This is a genomic window from Bradyrhizobium acaciae (genome assembly GCF_020889785.1).
Taxonomy (GTDB): Bacteria; Pseudomonadota; Alphaproteobacteria; order Rhizobiales; family Xanthobacteraceae; genus Bradyrhizobium; species Bradyrhizobium acaciae.
Genome location: NZ_JACMYK010000091.1, coordinates 14,996 through 27,907, shown reverse-complemented (window position 1 = coordinate 27,907; position 12,912 = coordinate 14,996). Strand labels below are relative to the sequence as shown.

Sequence of the window (12,912 nt, the reverse complement as noted above, 5' to 3'; positions counted from 1 at the left end):
CTGCCGCGCCCGCGCCGAAATCACCGCCGCCTGCGCCGGCACCGGCCAGCAACAGTCAGGACGACATCGATTCGCTGCTCGCCAGCCTCGATGAGGCGACGCCCGCCGCCGAGATCAGGCCGTCGCCGCAGCCCGAAGCCCAACCCGAAGCCGATGTGTTCGAGCTCACCGACGACATGGCGCTGCCGGACCCGGCCCCCGCACCGTCGTTCCGCAAGGTCGAGCCGCAGGACGATGTCGAGTTCACGGAAGCCCGGACCCGGGCATCGGAACCGGTTCGGGAGCCGCCCGCGATCGAGCCCGCGCCGATGCAGCAGATCATCTCCGGAACCACGATGCGGGCGGTCGAATCCGCCTTCAACTCGCTGGCCAACACCGTCCTGAGCAACAATGCCCGGACGCTGGAGGATCTGGTCAAGGAGATGCTGCGGCCGATGCTGAAGTCCTGGCTGGACGATAACCTGCCGGGGCTGGTCGAGCGCATCGTCAAGGCCGAGATCGAGCGGGTCTCCCGCGGGCGCTAGCTCCGCGCGGGCGGCAACGCTGGCCGCGAGGGCTGGCGGCCTTCATTTCAGCCCCCAAATGCCCAAAACGCCCAAAACGCCGTTTTGACGCGCCGGTCCGGTTGACTTGGTGCGCTCTGGCGGCTTTCTAGCCTTTCCCCAAAGGTCCACAGCGCATTGTCATGATCGAGAAAAACTACCAGCCTGCCGATATCGAGCACCGCATGGCCCAGGTCTGGGAGGACAGCGGTGCGTTCAAGGCCGGCCGGCCTGAGCGCAAGGATGCCGCGCCTTTCACCATCGTGATCCCGCCGCCGAATGTGACCGGCTCGCTGCACATGGGCCACGCGCTCAATAACACGTTGCAGGACATCCTGTGCCGCTTCGAGCGGATGCGCGGCCGCGACGTGCTGTGGCAGCCCGGCACCGACCATGCCGGCATCGCCACCCAGATGGTGGTCGAGCGTCAGCTGATGGAACGGCAGGAACCGGGCCGGCGCGATATGGGACGTGCCAAGTTCCTCGAGCGGGTCTGGCAATGGAAGGCCGAGAGTGGCGGCACCATCGTCAACCAGCTGAAGCGGCTCGGCGCGTCCTGCGACTGGTCGCGCGAGCGCTTCACCATGGACGAGGGCCTGTCGCGCGCTGTCGTCAAGGTGTTCGTCGAGTTGCACCGGCAGGGCCTGATCTACAAGGACAAGCGCCTGGTCAACTGGGACCCGAAGCTGCTCACCGCGATCTCCGATCTCGAAGTGCAGCAGGTCGAGGTCAGGGGCCATCTCTGGTACCTGCGCTATCCGATCGAGGGCCGGACTTTCAATCCCGAGGATCCAAAGTCGTTCATCGTGGTCGCGACGACACGTCCCGAGACGATGCTGGGCGACACCGCGGTCGCGGTGCATCCGGACGACGAGCGCTACACCGATCTGGTCGGCCAGCACGTCATCCTGCCGCTGGTCGGCCGCCGGATCCCGATCGTCGCCGACGACTACTCCGATCCCGAGAAGGGCTCGGGCGCCGTCAAGGTGACGCCGGCGCACGACTTCAACGACTTCGAGATCGGCAAGCGCCACGGCCTGCCGCAGATCAGCGTGCTCGACCAGGAAGGCTGCCTCAGCCTCTCCGGCAACGAGGATTATCTGCGCGGCCTGCCGGTGGGTGCTGACGAGTTCGCGGCGGAGTTTCAGGGGATCGAGCGCTTCGCGGCGCGCAAGAAGATCGTGGCGCGGCTGGAGGAGTTCGGCTTCCTCGAGCGGATCGAGCCCAACACCCACATGGTGCCGCATGGCGATCGCTCCGGCGTCGTGATCGAGCCGTATCTCACCGACCAGTGGTATGTCGACGCCCATACGCTGGCGCAGCCGGCGATCGCGGCGGTGCGCTCGGGCGAAACCACCTTCGTGCCGAGGAACTGGGAAAAGACCTATTTCGAATGGATGGAGAACATCCAGCCCTGGTGTATTTCGCGCCAGCTCTGGTGGGGCCATCAGATCCCGGCCTGGTACGGCCCCGACGGCAAGGTGTTCGTCGCCGAGACCGAGGAAGAGGCGGTCGGCAACGCGCTCGGCTATTACGTCGAGCAGGAAGTCATCACGCCGGAGCAGGGCCACGACATGGCGGTCGATCCCGCCAAGCGCGAGGGCTTCATCACGCGTGACGAAGACGTGCTCGACACCTGGTTCTCGTCGGCGCTGTGGCCGTTCTCGACGCTGGGCTGGCCGGACGATGCGCCGGAAGTCGCGCGCTATTACCCGACCAACACGCTGGTAACGGGCTTCGACATCATCTTCTTCTGGGTCGCCCGCATGATGATGATGGGCCTCCATTTCATGAAGGAGGCGCCGTTCTCGACCGTCTACATCCACCGTCTCGTCCGTGACGAGAAGGGCGCGAAGATGTCGAAGTCGAAGGGCAACGTGATCGATCCGCTCGGCGTGATCGACGAATACGGTGCCGACGCGCTGCGCTTCGCGCTGACCCGCGAGGCGGCGCAGGGCCATGACATCCGTCTGTCGCCGCATCTGGTCGAAACCAACCGCAACTTCGCGACCAAGTTCTGGAACGCCTGCCGCTTCGCCGAGATGAACGAGTGCGTGAAGCGGGACGGCTTCGATCCGAAGGGCGCCAGGGAGACGTTGAACCGCTGGATCGCGCACGAGACTTCGCGCGTCACCCGCGAAGTGACCGAGACGATCGAGGATCATCGCTTCAACGATGCGGCGGCTGCAATCTACCGCTTCGTCTGGAACGTGTTCTGCGACTGGTATCTCGAGCTGGCAAAGCCGGTGCTGATGGGCGAGGAGGGCGCCGCCAAAGCCGAAACGCGCGCCATGATCGCCTGGACGCGCGATGAGATCCTCAAGCTGCTGCATCCGTTCATGCCCTTCATCACGGAGGAGCTGTGGGCGGTGACGGCGAAGCGCGACGGCCTCCTGGTGCTGGCGCCCTGGCCGCGCAAATCGGGCGTCACCGGCGAACAGCTCGCGGCGATCGCAACCGCCGGTCCGGTGGTCGATCCGATCATTCCGCCGGTCATTGCCGCGCTCGACGCCGATGAGTTCAGCGATCCCGCGGCCGAGGCCGAGATCGGCTGGGTGGTCGATCTCGTCACGGCGATGCGCTCGGTGAAGGCGGAAATGAACATCCCGCCGTCGACGCTGACGCCGCTGGTGATCGTGACCAGCTCCGACGAGACGCGCGACCGCGCCCAGCGCTGGAACGACACCATCAAGCGCCTCGCGCGGTTGTCGGACATCTCCTTCGCCGACGCCGCGCCGGAAGGCGCCATGCAGCTTCTGGTGCGCGGCGAAGTCGTCGCGCTGCCGTTGAAGGGCGTGATCGATCTGGCCGCCGAACGGGCGCGGCTGGAGAAGGAGCTCGGCAAGGCCGACGCCGACATCAAGCGGGTCGACGCAAAGCTCTCCAACGAGAAGTTCGTCGCCAACGCGCCGGAAGAGCTCGTCGAGGAAGAGAAGGAAAAGCGCGCCGCTGCGCAGGAGCGCCGGGCCAAGATTCTCGAGGCGATCGAGCGGCTGAAGAAGGCGTCATAGCTAAGGCTGTGACGCTCAAAACCGCTTGCTGAGGAATTTCGATCCCTTCAGCCCGTAGCGCCAGGGCAGCTCGACGGCCTTGGTGATACCGATCCGCAATCCGGTGACGATGTCGGGCGTCTCCAGCCGCGCGTGGAGCGCGATCGGCGGACGGTCGAGCGGCAGCTCGCTGTGGGCGATGGTGATGCCGAGCGCCTCGCAGAGCTTGCCCGGCCCCGAGCACAGCGCGCGTTCGTCTTCCAGACCGCGCCGCCGGCGCATCGCGGCCAGCCCATGGGTTGGCTCCAGCGCGCGGATCAAGACCGCGCTCGCCGAGCCGGGCTGCTCGCAGACGAGGTTGACGCACCAATGGATGCCGTAGGAGCGGTAGACATAGGAGAAGCCCGGCGGGCCGAACATCACCTGGTTGCGCGGGGTCGGCCCGTTGTAGGAGTGCGCCGCCGGTTCGGTGTGATGGTAGGCCTCGACCTCGGTGATGATGCCGCCGACGCCGCCGACCAGGAAGGTCGCACCGATCAGGTCGGGGGCGACCTCGAGAACGCTGCGATCGAAGAAGGAGCGCTTGAGCGCCTTGCCGAGGCGCGGCGCGGTCGCACGGGTCAAGCGGGGTTTTTGAGCCATTTTGAGGTGGGAATCGGCGTGGAACAGGCCGCAAGACTGCCAAGATATGGGCCGGTCTGCTAGGGTCGTGGGGCGGGTTGCGAGCCGCATCAACACCGATTAGCTAAGGTCTTCAGTTTGGGAGCTGATCTCCAGCGCAAACCCGTCCCGGGTTTGTCGCGGGAAAACCGGGCTACACTTTTCCGGATCTTGCTCGCGCGACTTGCAGGCACCTATGGTCACCATCGTCGACACCGTCTCCACCACCCAGCTCCGCCCGCGCCACCCCGAAAAGGTGAACCGGCCGGATGCCGTGTCGCCGCCGAAGCCGGACTGGATCCGGGTTCGCGCGCCGAACACGCGCGGCTATGCGGATACGCGCAAGATCGTGAAGGAGAACGGCCTCGTCACGGTGTGCGAGGAGGCGGGCTGCCCCAATATCGGTGAGTGCTGGGACAAGAAGCACGCCACCTTCATGATCATGGGCGACACCTGCACCCGTGCCTGTGCGTTCTGCAACGTCAAGACCGGCATGCCCGGCGCGCTCGACGCCAATGAGCCCGAACACGTTGCCGAGGGGGTCTCCAAGCTGGGACTGGCCCATGTCGTCATCACCTCTGTCGATCGGGATGATCTCGCCGACGGCGGCGCCGAGCATTTTGCGCAAGTGATCCGCGCCATCCGTGCGCGCTGCCCGTCCACCACGATCGAGATCCTGACGCCGGACTTCCTGCGCAAGGACGGCGCGCTCGAGCGCGTGGTTGCGGCCAAGCCCGACGTCTTCAACCACAATCTGGAAACCGTGCCGTCGCGCTATCTGACGGTCCGTCCCGGCGCCCGCTATTTCCATTCGATCCGCCTGCTGCAGCGGGTCAAGGAGATGGATCCGACCATCTTCACCAAGTCGGGCATCATGGTCGGCCTCGGCGAAGAGCGCCACGAGGTGCTGCAGGTGATGGACGATCTGCGCTCGGCCGAGGTGGATTTCCTGACCATCGGCCAGTACCTGCAGCCGACCCGCAAACATCACGCCGTGATGCGCTACGTGACGCCGGACGAATTCGGAGGCTACGAGCGCGTGGCCTATACCAAGGGTTTTCTGATGGTGTCGGCGAGCCCGCTGACACGCTCGTCGCATCACGCCGGCGAGGATTTTGCGAAGCTGCAGGCGGCCCGCCCGGCTCGCGGCCGCTAGATTTTGTAAACGGCGGTAGGCGGGCGCCATCATGCGCCATCGCTTGATCGAGCCCTGACCGAACCTTGGACTGGACCAATGCAGCGCGTTCTGGTGATGGGATCGTCGGGATCCGGCAAGTCGACCTTTGCGCGGCGGCTGTCCACCATGACGGGCATTCCGACCGTGTCGATCGATGCCCTGTTCTGGAAACCGGGCTGGGTCGAATCCGACAAGGACGACTTCGAGCGCCGCATGATCGAGGCTGCGCGAGAGCCGCGCTGGATCATGGATGGGAACTACATGAAGAGCGGGGCAGGTGAGCTGCGCCGGCAGCTGTCCGATACGATCATCTGGTTCGACCTGCCGCGGTCGACCTGCATGCTCGGAATCCTCGGCCGCATTGCCGGGAGCTATGGCCAGGTTCGCCCCGAGATGGCCGAAGGCTGCCCGGAGAGAATCGACCTGGAATTCTTCCGTTATGTCTGGACCTATCGCCGGCAGCAGCGCCCGAAGCTGCTCGAGTATTTTGCGGGCTTGCGCGCAGATCAATCGCTGGTCTGCTTCACCGATCGGGCCCAGGCGGACGATTACCTGAAGCGCCTCGCACTCCGGCGAAACCGTGCGAGTATCCACTGATGCCACGATTCTCCAGCAAGCGGCGGGTCCGCCACACCGCACCTCAGATGTTCGATCTGGTCGCCGACGTCGAGCGCTATCCGGAATTCGTGCCGCTGTGCCAGGCGCTCAAGATCCGCCAGCGCACGCCCAAGGACGACGGCACCGAAATCGTGGTGGCCGACATGACGGTCTCCTTCAAGCTGGTCAAGGAAACCTTCACCAGCAAGGTGACGCTCGATCGGCCCAACCTGAAGATCCTGGTCGAATACCTGCGCGGCCCGTTCAGCAATCTGGAGAACCGCTGGAGCTTCGAGCCGAAGTCGGAGACCGAATGCGATGTCGGCTTCTTCCTGAACTACGAATTCAAGAGCCGGATGCTGGCGATGCTGATGGGCTCGATGTTCGACGCCGCCTTCGGGCGGTTTGCCCACGCGTTCGAGAAGCGGGCGGATCAGGTCTACGGGAAGCCGCAGTTGTCGACCTGATCGATTTACTGAAGAGAACGAGCGGCCATAACTCTCTCCGCACCGTCATGCCCGGCCTCGTGCCGGGCATCCACGTCTTTATTGCCGCTGGAGAGAAAGACGTGGACGGCCGGGACAAGCCCGGCCATGACAGAGATTGGCGTCGAATGACTACGGGCAGGAACGGCGCACGCCGCCGGACGCAATGTAGGTGCCCGAAGCCGGATCGTAGGTGCGGAAGCGCTGGGAGCAATAGGCGTCGTTATTGGCCTTGGCCTGGCTTGCCGCGATGGCGCCACCGATGATCGCGCCGGCTGCAAGGCCGCCGATGATCGCAGCGCCGTTTCCACGGTCGCGATGATAATAATCGTCGCGGTAGCCGTACCCGCCCCGATAGCCGTAACGCGGGCCGCCATGCCAGTGGCGATACTGCACGTGCTCGACGGAGGTAGGCTGGTCCTGCAAGCGGGCGGTGGGCGCGAGCGGTGCGGCGAGCGACGGGGCAATAGTCGACAGCGTCATGGCGCCAGCGGTGATCGCGGCCACGACCAAAGTTCCCAACTTCATCATTTTCTCCTTGTTGTGGGATTTTGCTGTTCGAAGAACAGTTGAAACAGCAGAGTTGGAACAACAGAAAACGGCGAAGCGACGTCGTCGTTCCGCCGGAGATTGGCGGCACAGGGTCGCAGTTGACTTGAGGGCAGCGTGAACTCGCGCTTTGCGCGATACCTATCCGCGCGGCGGCCGCCGCCGTTTCGCAGCGTGGCTTCGCGGCGAACGGGCCACCCGTGGCCGCAACCGGCTGGCGGTCTCGCGCCGGGGCTTTGCGGCCTGCGGCGGGCGTGCAAGCTCCATCAGCATGCGCAGCGCCTCGACCACAGAGCGCTGCCGCACCGTGCTGCGGCCGATCGCGCCAAAGCGCTGCTCACGGTGCAGGATGCGGCCGTCGCGCGCGGCGACGGCGAAATGCACTAGGCCGACCGGCTTGCCCGGCGTTGCGCCGCCGGGGCCTGCGATCCCGGTGATCGAGACCGCAAGGTCGACGCCGGCTTTCTCCAGCGCACCGATCGCCATCGCGGTCGCGGTTTCCTTGCTCACGGCGCCGAACGTCTCAAGCGTTGCGGCCTTGACGCCAAGCATCACCCGCTTGGCCTCGTTCGAATAGGTGACGAAGCCGCGATCGATCACGTCAGAAGAGCCGGGGATGTCGGTGAGCGCGCCCGCAACCAGGCCGCCGGTGCAGGACTCGGCGGTCGCGATGGTCAGCTTGCGCATCCGGCACAGGTCGAGCAGCGAGCGGGACAGGGCACGAGCGTCGCTGCCGCCCATGTCAGGCACTCCAGCCCTTGTCGTCCCAGGGAAGGCGGATCGTGGCACTCGCGGTCGCCGCGATGCCTTCCTCGCGGCCGGTGAAGCCGAGCCGCTCGCTGGTGGTCGCCTTGACCGCCACGCGCGAGATGTGGACGCCGGAGATCTCCGCGATCTTGGCCCGCATGGTGTCGCGCAGCGGACCGATCTTCGGCCGTTCGCAGATCATCGTCACTTCGAGATTGGCGATCCGTCCACCCCGCGCGGTAACGCGTTCGACGGCGTATTTGAGGAATTGGTCGGAGGAGGCGCCCTTCCACTTGGCGTCGCTCGGCGGGAAATGCGAGCCGATGTCGCCGTCGGCCAGCGCGCCGAGAATAGCGTCGACCAGCGCATGCAGCCCGACATCACCATCGGAATGAGCCAGGAAGCCGCGCGTATGCGGCACGCGCACGCCACAGAGCATTACATGATCGCCGTCGCCAAAGGCGTGCACGTCGTAGCCGGTGCCGGTCCTGATGTCGCCGAGCTGGCTTGCGAGCCGCGCTTCCTCGCGCACGAAATCTTCGGGTGTGGTCAATTTCATGTTGGCAGGATCACCTTCAAACGTCGCAACCGTCAATCCCGCCCATTCTGCAAGCGCGGCATCGTCGGTGAAATCGCTGCGGCCCTCGCGCGCGGCGCGACGATGCGCTTCCAATATTACATCGAAACGAAAAGCCTGCGGCGTTTGCGCGATCCGCAAGCGCGCGCGCTCCGGGGTCGCCTCGACGTCGCCGGCATCGCCGGTGAGCTTGATGGTGTCGGTGACGGGAATCACGGGGATCGCAGCGCCGGTCCGTCCGGCCGCAGCGATTGCGCGCGAGATCACGGCTGCGGTGACGAAGGGGCGCGCGGCATCGTGGATCAGAACGATGTCGGGCTTCTCGCCCGCGAGCGCCTCGAGCCCGGCATGGACCGAGGCCTGCCGGGTCGCGCCGCCCGGCGTCGGCGGTTGATGGTGCAGGCCCGCGACGGCTTCATCGAACAGCGCGGCATCATCAGGATTGACCACCGGCTGCACGGCAAACACGTCCGGATGCCCGGAGAACGCCTCCATGGCGCGGTAGATCACGGTCTGTCCGCCGATCGTCCGGTATTGCTTCGGCCCACCGGCGCCGGCGCGTAGTCCACGGCCGGCTGCGACAAGGATAGCTGCGGTACGCTCAGGCTTCGGCATTTTGAACCAGTGACAGACCAATCGGGGATGCGGGGGACGGCGAGCACCGCCGCGCACAGCCCTTAGCATGACCGCTGCGCAAAAACAGAGCGTTTGCGATGACTGTGGGAAAAGCAGATTTTGTTGCAGTGCACTTGCGTAGATGCTAGAAATGTCTAAACCGTAGGCATGAACCTTGACTGCACAAGAATTGTGCGCAGAATAGACAGCGTCAGCTGCAATGGCGTGGCTGACAGAACGACGAGACGGCTGTGACCGGCGTGCAAAGTATTCCTCGTAACCCATTGAAGATAGGCGATATTGCTGTCGCTAACCGGGTTCTACTCGCGCCCATGTCCGGCATCACCGACGCGCCCTTCCGGCGACTCGCCGCCACTTTGGGCGCCGGACTGGTGGTCTCCGAGATGACCGCCAGCGACGATCTGGTGAACGGCAAGCCGATGTCGAAGTTACGTTGTGAGGCAGCCGGGATCGGGCCGCATGTGGTCCAGCTTGCCGGCTGCGAGACCCACTGGATGGCGGAGGGCGCACGGATCGCCGAGGGCGCCGGCGCCGATATCATCGACATCAACATGGGTTGCCCGGCGCGCCACGTGACCGGTGGCCAGTCCGGCTCGGCCTTGATGCGCGACCTGGACCATGCGGTCGCGCTGATCGACGCGACCATCGCCGCAGTCAAGGTGCCGGTGACGCTGAAGATGCGGCTCGGCTGGGACGACCGCTCGCTCAATTCGCCCGAACTGGCGCGCCGCGCCGAGGCATCGGGCGTGCAGATGATCACGGTGCATGGCCGCACCCGCTGCCAGTTCTACAAGGGCGAGGCGAACTGGAACGCGGTACGCCCGGTCAAGGACGCCGTCACGATCCCGGTCGTGGTCAATGGCGACATCACCTCGTTCGACAAGGCTGTCGGCGCGCTGGAGTTGTCCGGCGCGGATGCCGTCATGATCGGTCGCGGCGCGCAGGGGCAGCCCTGGCTGCCCGGCCAGATCGGCCGCCGGCTCGAGACCGGGATCGCGGAGACCGCGCCGTCGCTCGCCGAGCAGCTCAAGCATGTTCGCGCGCTCTATGACGAGGTCTGCAGCCATTACGGCCTGCGCATCGGGCTCAAGCATGCGCGCAAGCATCTCGGCTGGGCGCTGGAGACGGCTGCCGCCTATAGCTGCGCGCCGGCGGCAACATTGAAGACCTGGCGGCAGGCGATCCTGACCTCGGAGGAGCCGTCCAGCGTGCATCGCGCGCTCGAGGATGCCTACGATGATTTTGCCTGGAGTGCTGCCGCATGACGTCAGCCATGGAATTTCGCCGGCCCGTGCCCACTGACGGCGAGGCCATCCTCAACGCGCTGCCCAATCCGGTGCTGCTGGTCGCACCCGACGGGCGGATCGTCGATGCCAACATCGCCGCCGAATCCTTCTTCGAGATTTCGACGCAGTTTTTGCGCCGGCAGTCGCTGAAGGAGCTGGTGCCGTTCGGCAGCCCGCTGCTGGCGCTGATCGAACAGGTGCGGGCGAGCGGCTCGCCGGTCAACGAATACAAGGTCGATCTCGGCACGCCGCGGATCGGCGGCGATCGTCAGGTCGACCTGCACGTCGCACCGCTGACCGAGCGGCCCGGGCATATCGTGGTGATGCTGCAGGAGCGCACCATCGCCGACAAGATGGACCGCCAGCTCACCCATCGCAGCGCCGCACGCTCGGTGATCGCGCTGGCGGCGATGCTCGCCCACGAGATCAAGAACCCGCTGTCCGGCATCCGTGGCGCGGCGCAACTGCTGGAGCAGCAGGCGTCATCCGAGGATCGGCTGCTGACGCGGCTGATCTGCGACGAGGCGGACCGCATCGTCACGCTGGTCGACCGCATGGAAGTGTTCGGCGACGACCGCCCGGTGGCGCGCGGCCCCGTCAACATCCACTCCGTGCTCGACCATGTGAAGCGTCTGGCGCAGTCCGGCTTTGCCCGCAACGTCCGTTTCATCGAGGACTACGATCCGTCGCTGCCCCCGGTGCTGGCCAACCAGGACCAGCTGATCCAGGTTTTCCTCAACCTCGTGAAGAACGCGGCGGAAGCGGTCGCCGATCTCGGCACCGATGCAGAGATCCACCTCACTACGGCATTCCGGCCCGGCGTGCGGTTGTCGGTGCCGGGCAAGAAATCGCGCGTCTCGCTGCCGCTCGAATTCTGCGTCAAGGACAATGGTTCAGGCGTGCCGGAAGATTTGCTGCCGAACCTGTTCGATCCCTTCGTCACCACCAAGCAGACCGGCAGCGGGCTCGGCCTCGCGCTGGTCGCCAAGATCGTCGGCGATCACGGCGGCATCATCGAATGCGAGTCGCAGCCGCGCAAGACGACTTTCCGCGTGCTGATGCCGATGTACAGCGCCGCCAAGCAACACGACCATAGCAACCGCGATGACGTTCCGGGTACGTCCTCGCCTGCCTCTCAGGACGCACGATGAGGAACAACAACAATGCCTGCAGGTAGCATACTTGTCGCTGACGACGACACTGCCATCCGGACCGTCCTGAACCAGGCGCTCTCGCGCGCCGGCTACGAGGTTCGCCTGACCGGCAACGCCGCCACACTGTGGCGCTGGGTCAGCCAGGGCGAGGGCGATCTCGTGATCACCGACGTGGTGATGCCCGACGAGAACGCATTCGATCTCTTGCCGCGGATCAAGAAGATGCGGCCGAACCTGCCGGTCATCGTGATGAGCGCGCAGAACACCTTCATGACCGCGATCCGCGCCTCCGAGCGCGGCGCCTATGAATACCTGCCGAAGCCGTTCGACCTGAAGGAGCTGATCACCATCGTCGGCCGCGCGCTGGCCGAACCGAAGGAGCGGGTCTCTAGCCCCGCTGACGACGGCGAGTTCGACTCGATCCCGCTGGTCGGCCGTTCGCCGGCGATGCAGGAAATCTACCGCGTGCTGGCGCGGCTGATGCAGACCGATCTCACCGTGATGATTTCGGGTGAGTCAGGCACCGGCAAGGAGCTGGTCGCCCGCGCGCTGCACGATTACGGTCGGCGCCGCAACGGCCCGTTCGTCGCGGTCAACATGGCGGCGATCCCGCGCGACCTCATTGAATCAGAGCTGTTTGGCCATGAGCGCGGCGCCTTCACCGGCGCCAACACCCGCGCCTCCGGCCGCTTCGAGCAGGCCGAGGGCGGCACGCTGTTCCTCGACGAGATCGGCGACATGCCGATGGAGGCGCAGACCCGGCTGCTGCGCGTGCTGCAGCAGGGCGAATACACCACCGTCGGCGGCCGTACCCCGATCAAGACCGACGTGCGGATCGTCGCGGCCTCCAACAAGGACCTGCGCATCCTGATCCAGCAGGGCCTGTTCCGCGAAGACCTGTTCTTCCGCCTCAATGTGGTTCCGCTGCGGCTGCCGCCGCTGCGCGAGCGCATCGAGGATCTGCCCGACCTGATCCGGCACTTCTTCTCGCTCGCCGAGAAGGACGGCCTGCCGCCGAAGAAGCTCGACGCCCAGGCGCTGGAGCGGCTGAAGCAGCACCGCTGGCCGGGCAACGTCCGCGAGCTGGAAAACCTCGCCCGGCGGCTCGCCGCGCTGTATCCGCAGGACGTCATCACCGCTTCGGTCATCGACGGTGAGCTGGCGCCGCCGGCGGTCACCTCGGGCAGCACCGCGAGCGTCGGCGTCGACAATCTCGGCGGCGCGGTCGAGGCCTATCTGTCCTCGCACTTCTCCGGCTTCCCGAACGGCGTGCCGCCGCCGGGCCTCTACCACCGCATCCTCAAGGAGATCGAGATCCCCCTGCTGACCGCCGCGCTGGCGGCGACCCGCGGCAACCAGATCCGGGCCGCCGACCTGCTCGGATTGAACCGCAATACGCTGCGCAAGAAGATCCGCGACCTCGATATCCAGGTCTACCGGAGCGGCGGGTAGGGCCGACGGGGCGGACCGCGGGCCCCGCCACCGCCTACCGTTATTGAGTAGTCACAAATG

At 65.7% G+C, this 12,912-nt stretch carries 12 protein-coding genes; 8 read left to right on the top strand and 4 right to left on the bottom strand.

Translation table 11 applies throughout. The features are described from left to right. On the top strand, window positions 1-524 hold a 524-nt coding region (locus tag H8A92_RS27550), incomplete at its 5' end, for a PopZ family protein (protein ID WP_229198671.1). Between the two features lie 161 nt (window positions 525-685). Then, complete coding sequence (locus H8A92_RS27545; protein ID WP_229198670.1) at window positions 686-3,553, top strand: valine--tRNA ligase; 2,868 nt, start codon at window positions 686-688, stop codon at window positions 3,551-3,553. A 15-nt stretch (window positions 3,554-3,568) separates the two neighbouring features. On the opposite strand, the gene H8A92_RS27540 is transcribed toward H8A92_RS27545, so the two are convergent. Further along, window positions 3,569-4,174, bottom strand: a complete 606-nt coding sequence (locus H8A92_RS27540) for a DNA-3-methyladenine glycosylase (protein ID WP_229198669.1) — start codon at window positions 4,172-4,174, stop codon at window positions 3,569-3,571. Window positions 4,175-4,388: 214 nt separating this feature from the next. On the opposite strand from H8A92_RS27540, the gene lipA reads away from it, so the two are divergent. The 3 genes from lipA to H8A92_RS27525 all read left to right on the top strand — a co-directional run bounded on the left by lipA (window position 4,389) and on the right by H8A92_RS27525 (window position 6,433). Continuing rightward, window positions 4,389-5,348 (top strand): lipoyl synthase, encoded by a 960-nt coding sequence (lipA, locus tag H8A92_RS27535; RefSeq protein WP_229198668.1) that lies wholly within the window; start codon window positions 4,389-4,391, stop codon window positions 5,346-5,348. 78 nt (window positions 5,349-5,426) lie between these two features. Next, window positions 5,427-5,966 carry a P-loop NTPase family protein gene (locus tag H8A92_RS27530; RefSeq protein ID WP_229198667.1) on the top strand — a complete coding sequence of 180 codons (540 nt, stop codon included), beginning with the start codon at window positions 5,427-5,429 and terminating at the stop codon, window positions 5,964-5,966. Then, entirely contained in the window at window positions 5,966-6,433 is a 468-nt protein-coding gene (locus H8A92_RS27525) for a type II toxin-antitoxin system RatA family toxin (RefSeq protein WP_229198666.1), read from the top strand. Before H8A92_RS27530 ends, H8A92_RS27525 begins: the two co-directional genes overlap by 1 nt. Window positions 6,434-6,583: 150 nt before the next feature. Here H8A92_RS27525 and H8A92_RS27520 read toward each other — a convergent pair whose 3' ends face one another. The 3 genes from H8A92_RS27520 to H8A92_RS27510 form a co-directional block, all read right to left on the bottom strand. Continuing rightward, on the bottom strand, window positions 6,584-6,982 hold the full coding sequence (locus H8A92_RS27520) for a BA14K family protein (protein ID WP_229198665.1): 399 nt from the start codon (window positions 6,980-6,982) through the stop codon (window positions 6,584-6,586). A gap of 159 nt (window positions 6,983-7,141) precedes the next feature. After that, on the bottom strand, window positions 7,142-7,741 hold the full coding sequence (locus tag H8A92_RS27515) for a CinA family protein (RefSeq protein WP_029084148.1): 600 nt from the start codon (window positions 7,739-7,741) through the stop codon (window positions 7,142-7,144). Window position 7,742: 1 nt separating this feature from the next. After that, the gene (locus tag H8A92_RS27510) at window positions 7,743-8,939 is read right to left on the bottom strand and encodes a bifunctional 2-C-methyl-D-erythritol 4-phosphate cytidylyltransferase/2-C-methyl-D-erythritol 2,4-cyclodiphosphate synthase (protein ID WP_229198664.1); all 1,197 of its coding nucleotides are present in this window, start codon (window positions 8,937-8,939) and stop codon (window positions 7,743-7,745) included. 284 nt (window positions 8,940-9,223) lie between these two features. On the opposite strand from H8A92_RS27510, the gene dusB reads away from it, so the two are divergent. Genes dusB through ntrC form a run of 3 tightly spaced genes read left to right on the top strand, consistent with a single transcriptional unit; the run spans window position 9,224 to window position 12,852 of the window. Further along, window positions 9,224-10,225 carry a tRNA dihydrouridine synthase DusB gene (dusB, locus tag H8A92_RS27505; protein ID WP_229198663.1) on the top strand — a complete coding sequence of 334 codons (1,002 nt, stop codon included), beginning with the start codon at window positions 9,224-9,226 and terminating at the stop codon, window positions 10,223-10,225. Further along, window positions 10,222-11,397, top strand: a complete 1,176-nt coding sequence (locus H8A92_RS27500) for a two-component system sensor histidine kinase NtrB (RefSeq protein WP_163151507.1) — start codon at window positions 10,222-10,224, stop codon at window positions 11,395-11,397. Before dusB ends, H8A92_RS27500 begins: the two co-directional genes overlap by 4 nt. Window positions 11,398-11,409: 12 nt before the next feature. Next, window positions 11,410-12,852: a nitrogen regulation protein NR(I) gene (ntrC, locus tag H8A92_RS27495; protein ID WP_229185927.1), complete on the top strand. Its 1,443-nt coding sequence runs from the start codon at window positions 11,410-11,412 to the stop codon at window positions 12,850-12,852. Window positions 12,853-12,912: the final 60 nt, after the last annotated feature.

Coding starts and splice junctions, on each gene's coding strand:
- H8A92_RS27520 (WP_229198665.1), bottom strand. CDS start 6,982: ATGATGAAGTTGGGAACTTTGGTCGTGGCCGCGATCACCGCTGGCGCC.
- H8A92_RS27515 (WP_029084148.1), bottom strand. CDS start 7,741: ATGGGCGGCAGCGACGCTCGTGCCCTGTCCCGCTCGCTGCTCGACCTG.
- H8A92_RS27500 (WP_163151507.1), top strand. CDS start 10,222: ATGACGTCAGCCATGGAATTTCGCCGGCCCGTGCCCACTGACGGCGAG.
- lipA (WP_229198668.1), top strand. CDS start 4,389: ATGGTCACCATCGTCGACACCGTCTCCACCACCCAGCTCCGCCCGCGC.
- ntrC (WP_229185927.1), top strand. CDS start 11,410: ATGCCTGCAGGTAGCATACTTGTCGCTGACGACGACACTGCCATCCGG.
- H8A92_RS27540 (WP_229198669.1), bottom strand. CDS start 4,174: ATGGCTCAAAAACCCCGCTTGACCCGTGCGACCGCGCCGCGCCTCGGC.
- H8A92_RS27530 (WP_229198667.1), top strand. CDS start 5,427: ATGCAGCGCGTTCTGGTGATGGGATCGTCGGGATCCGGCAAGTCGACC.
- H8A92_RS27525 (WP_229198666.1), top strand. CDS start 5,966: ATGCCACGATTCTCCAGCAAGCGGCGGGTCCGCCACACCGCACCTCAG.
- H8A92_RS27510 (WP_229198664.1), bottom strand. CDS start 8,939: ATGCCGAAGCCTGAGCGTACCGCAGCTATCCTTGTCGCAGCCGGCCGT.
- H8A92_RS27545 (WP_229198670.1), top strand. CDS start 686: ATGATCGAGAAAAACTACCAGCCTGCCGATATCGAGCACCGCATGGCC.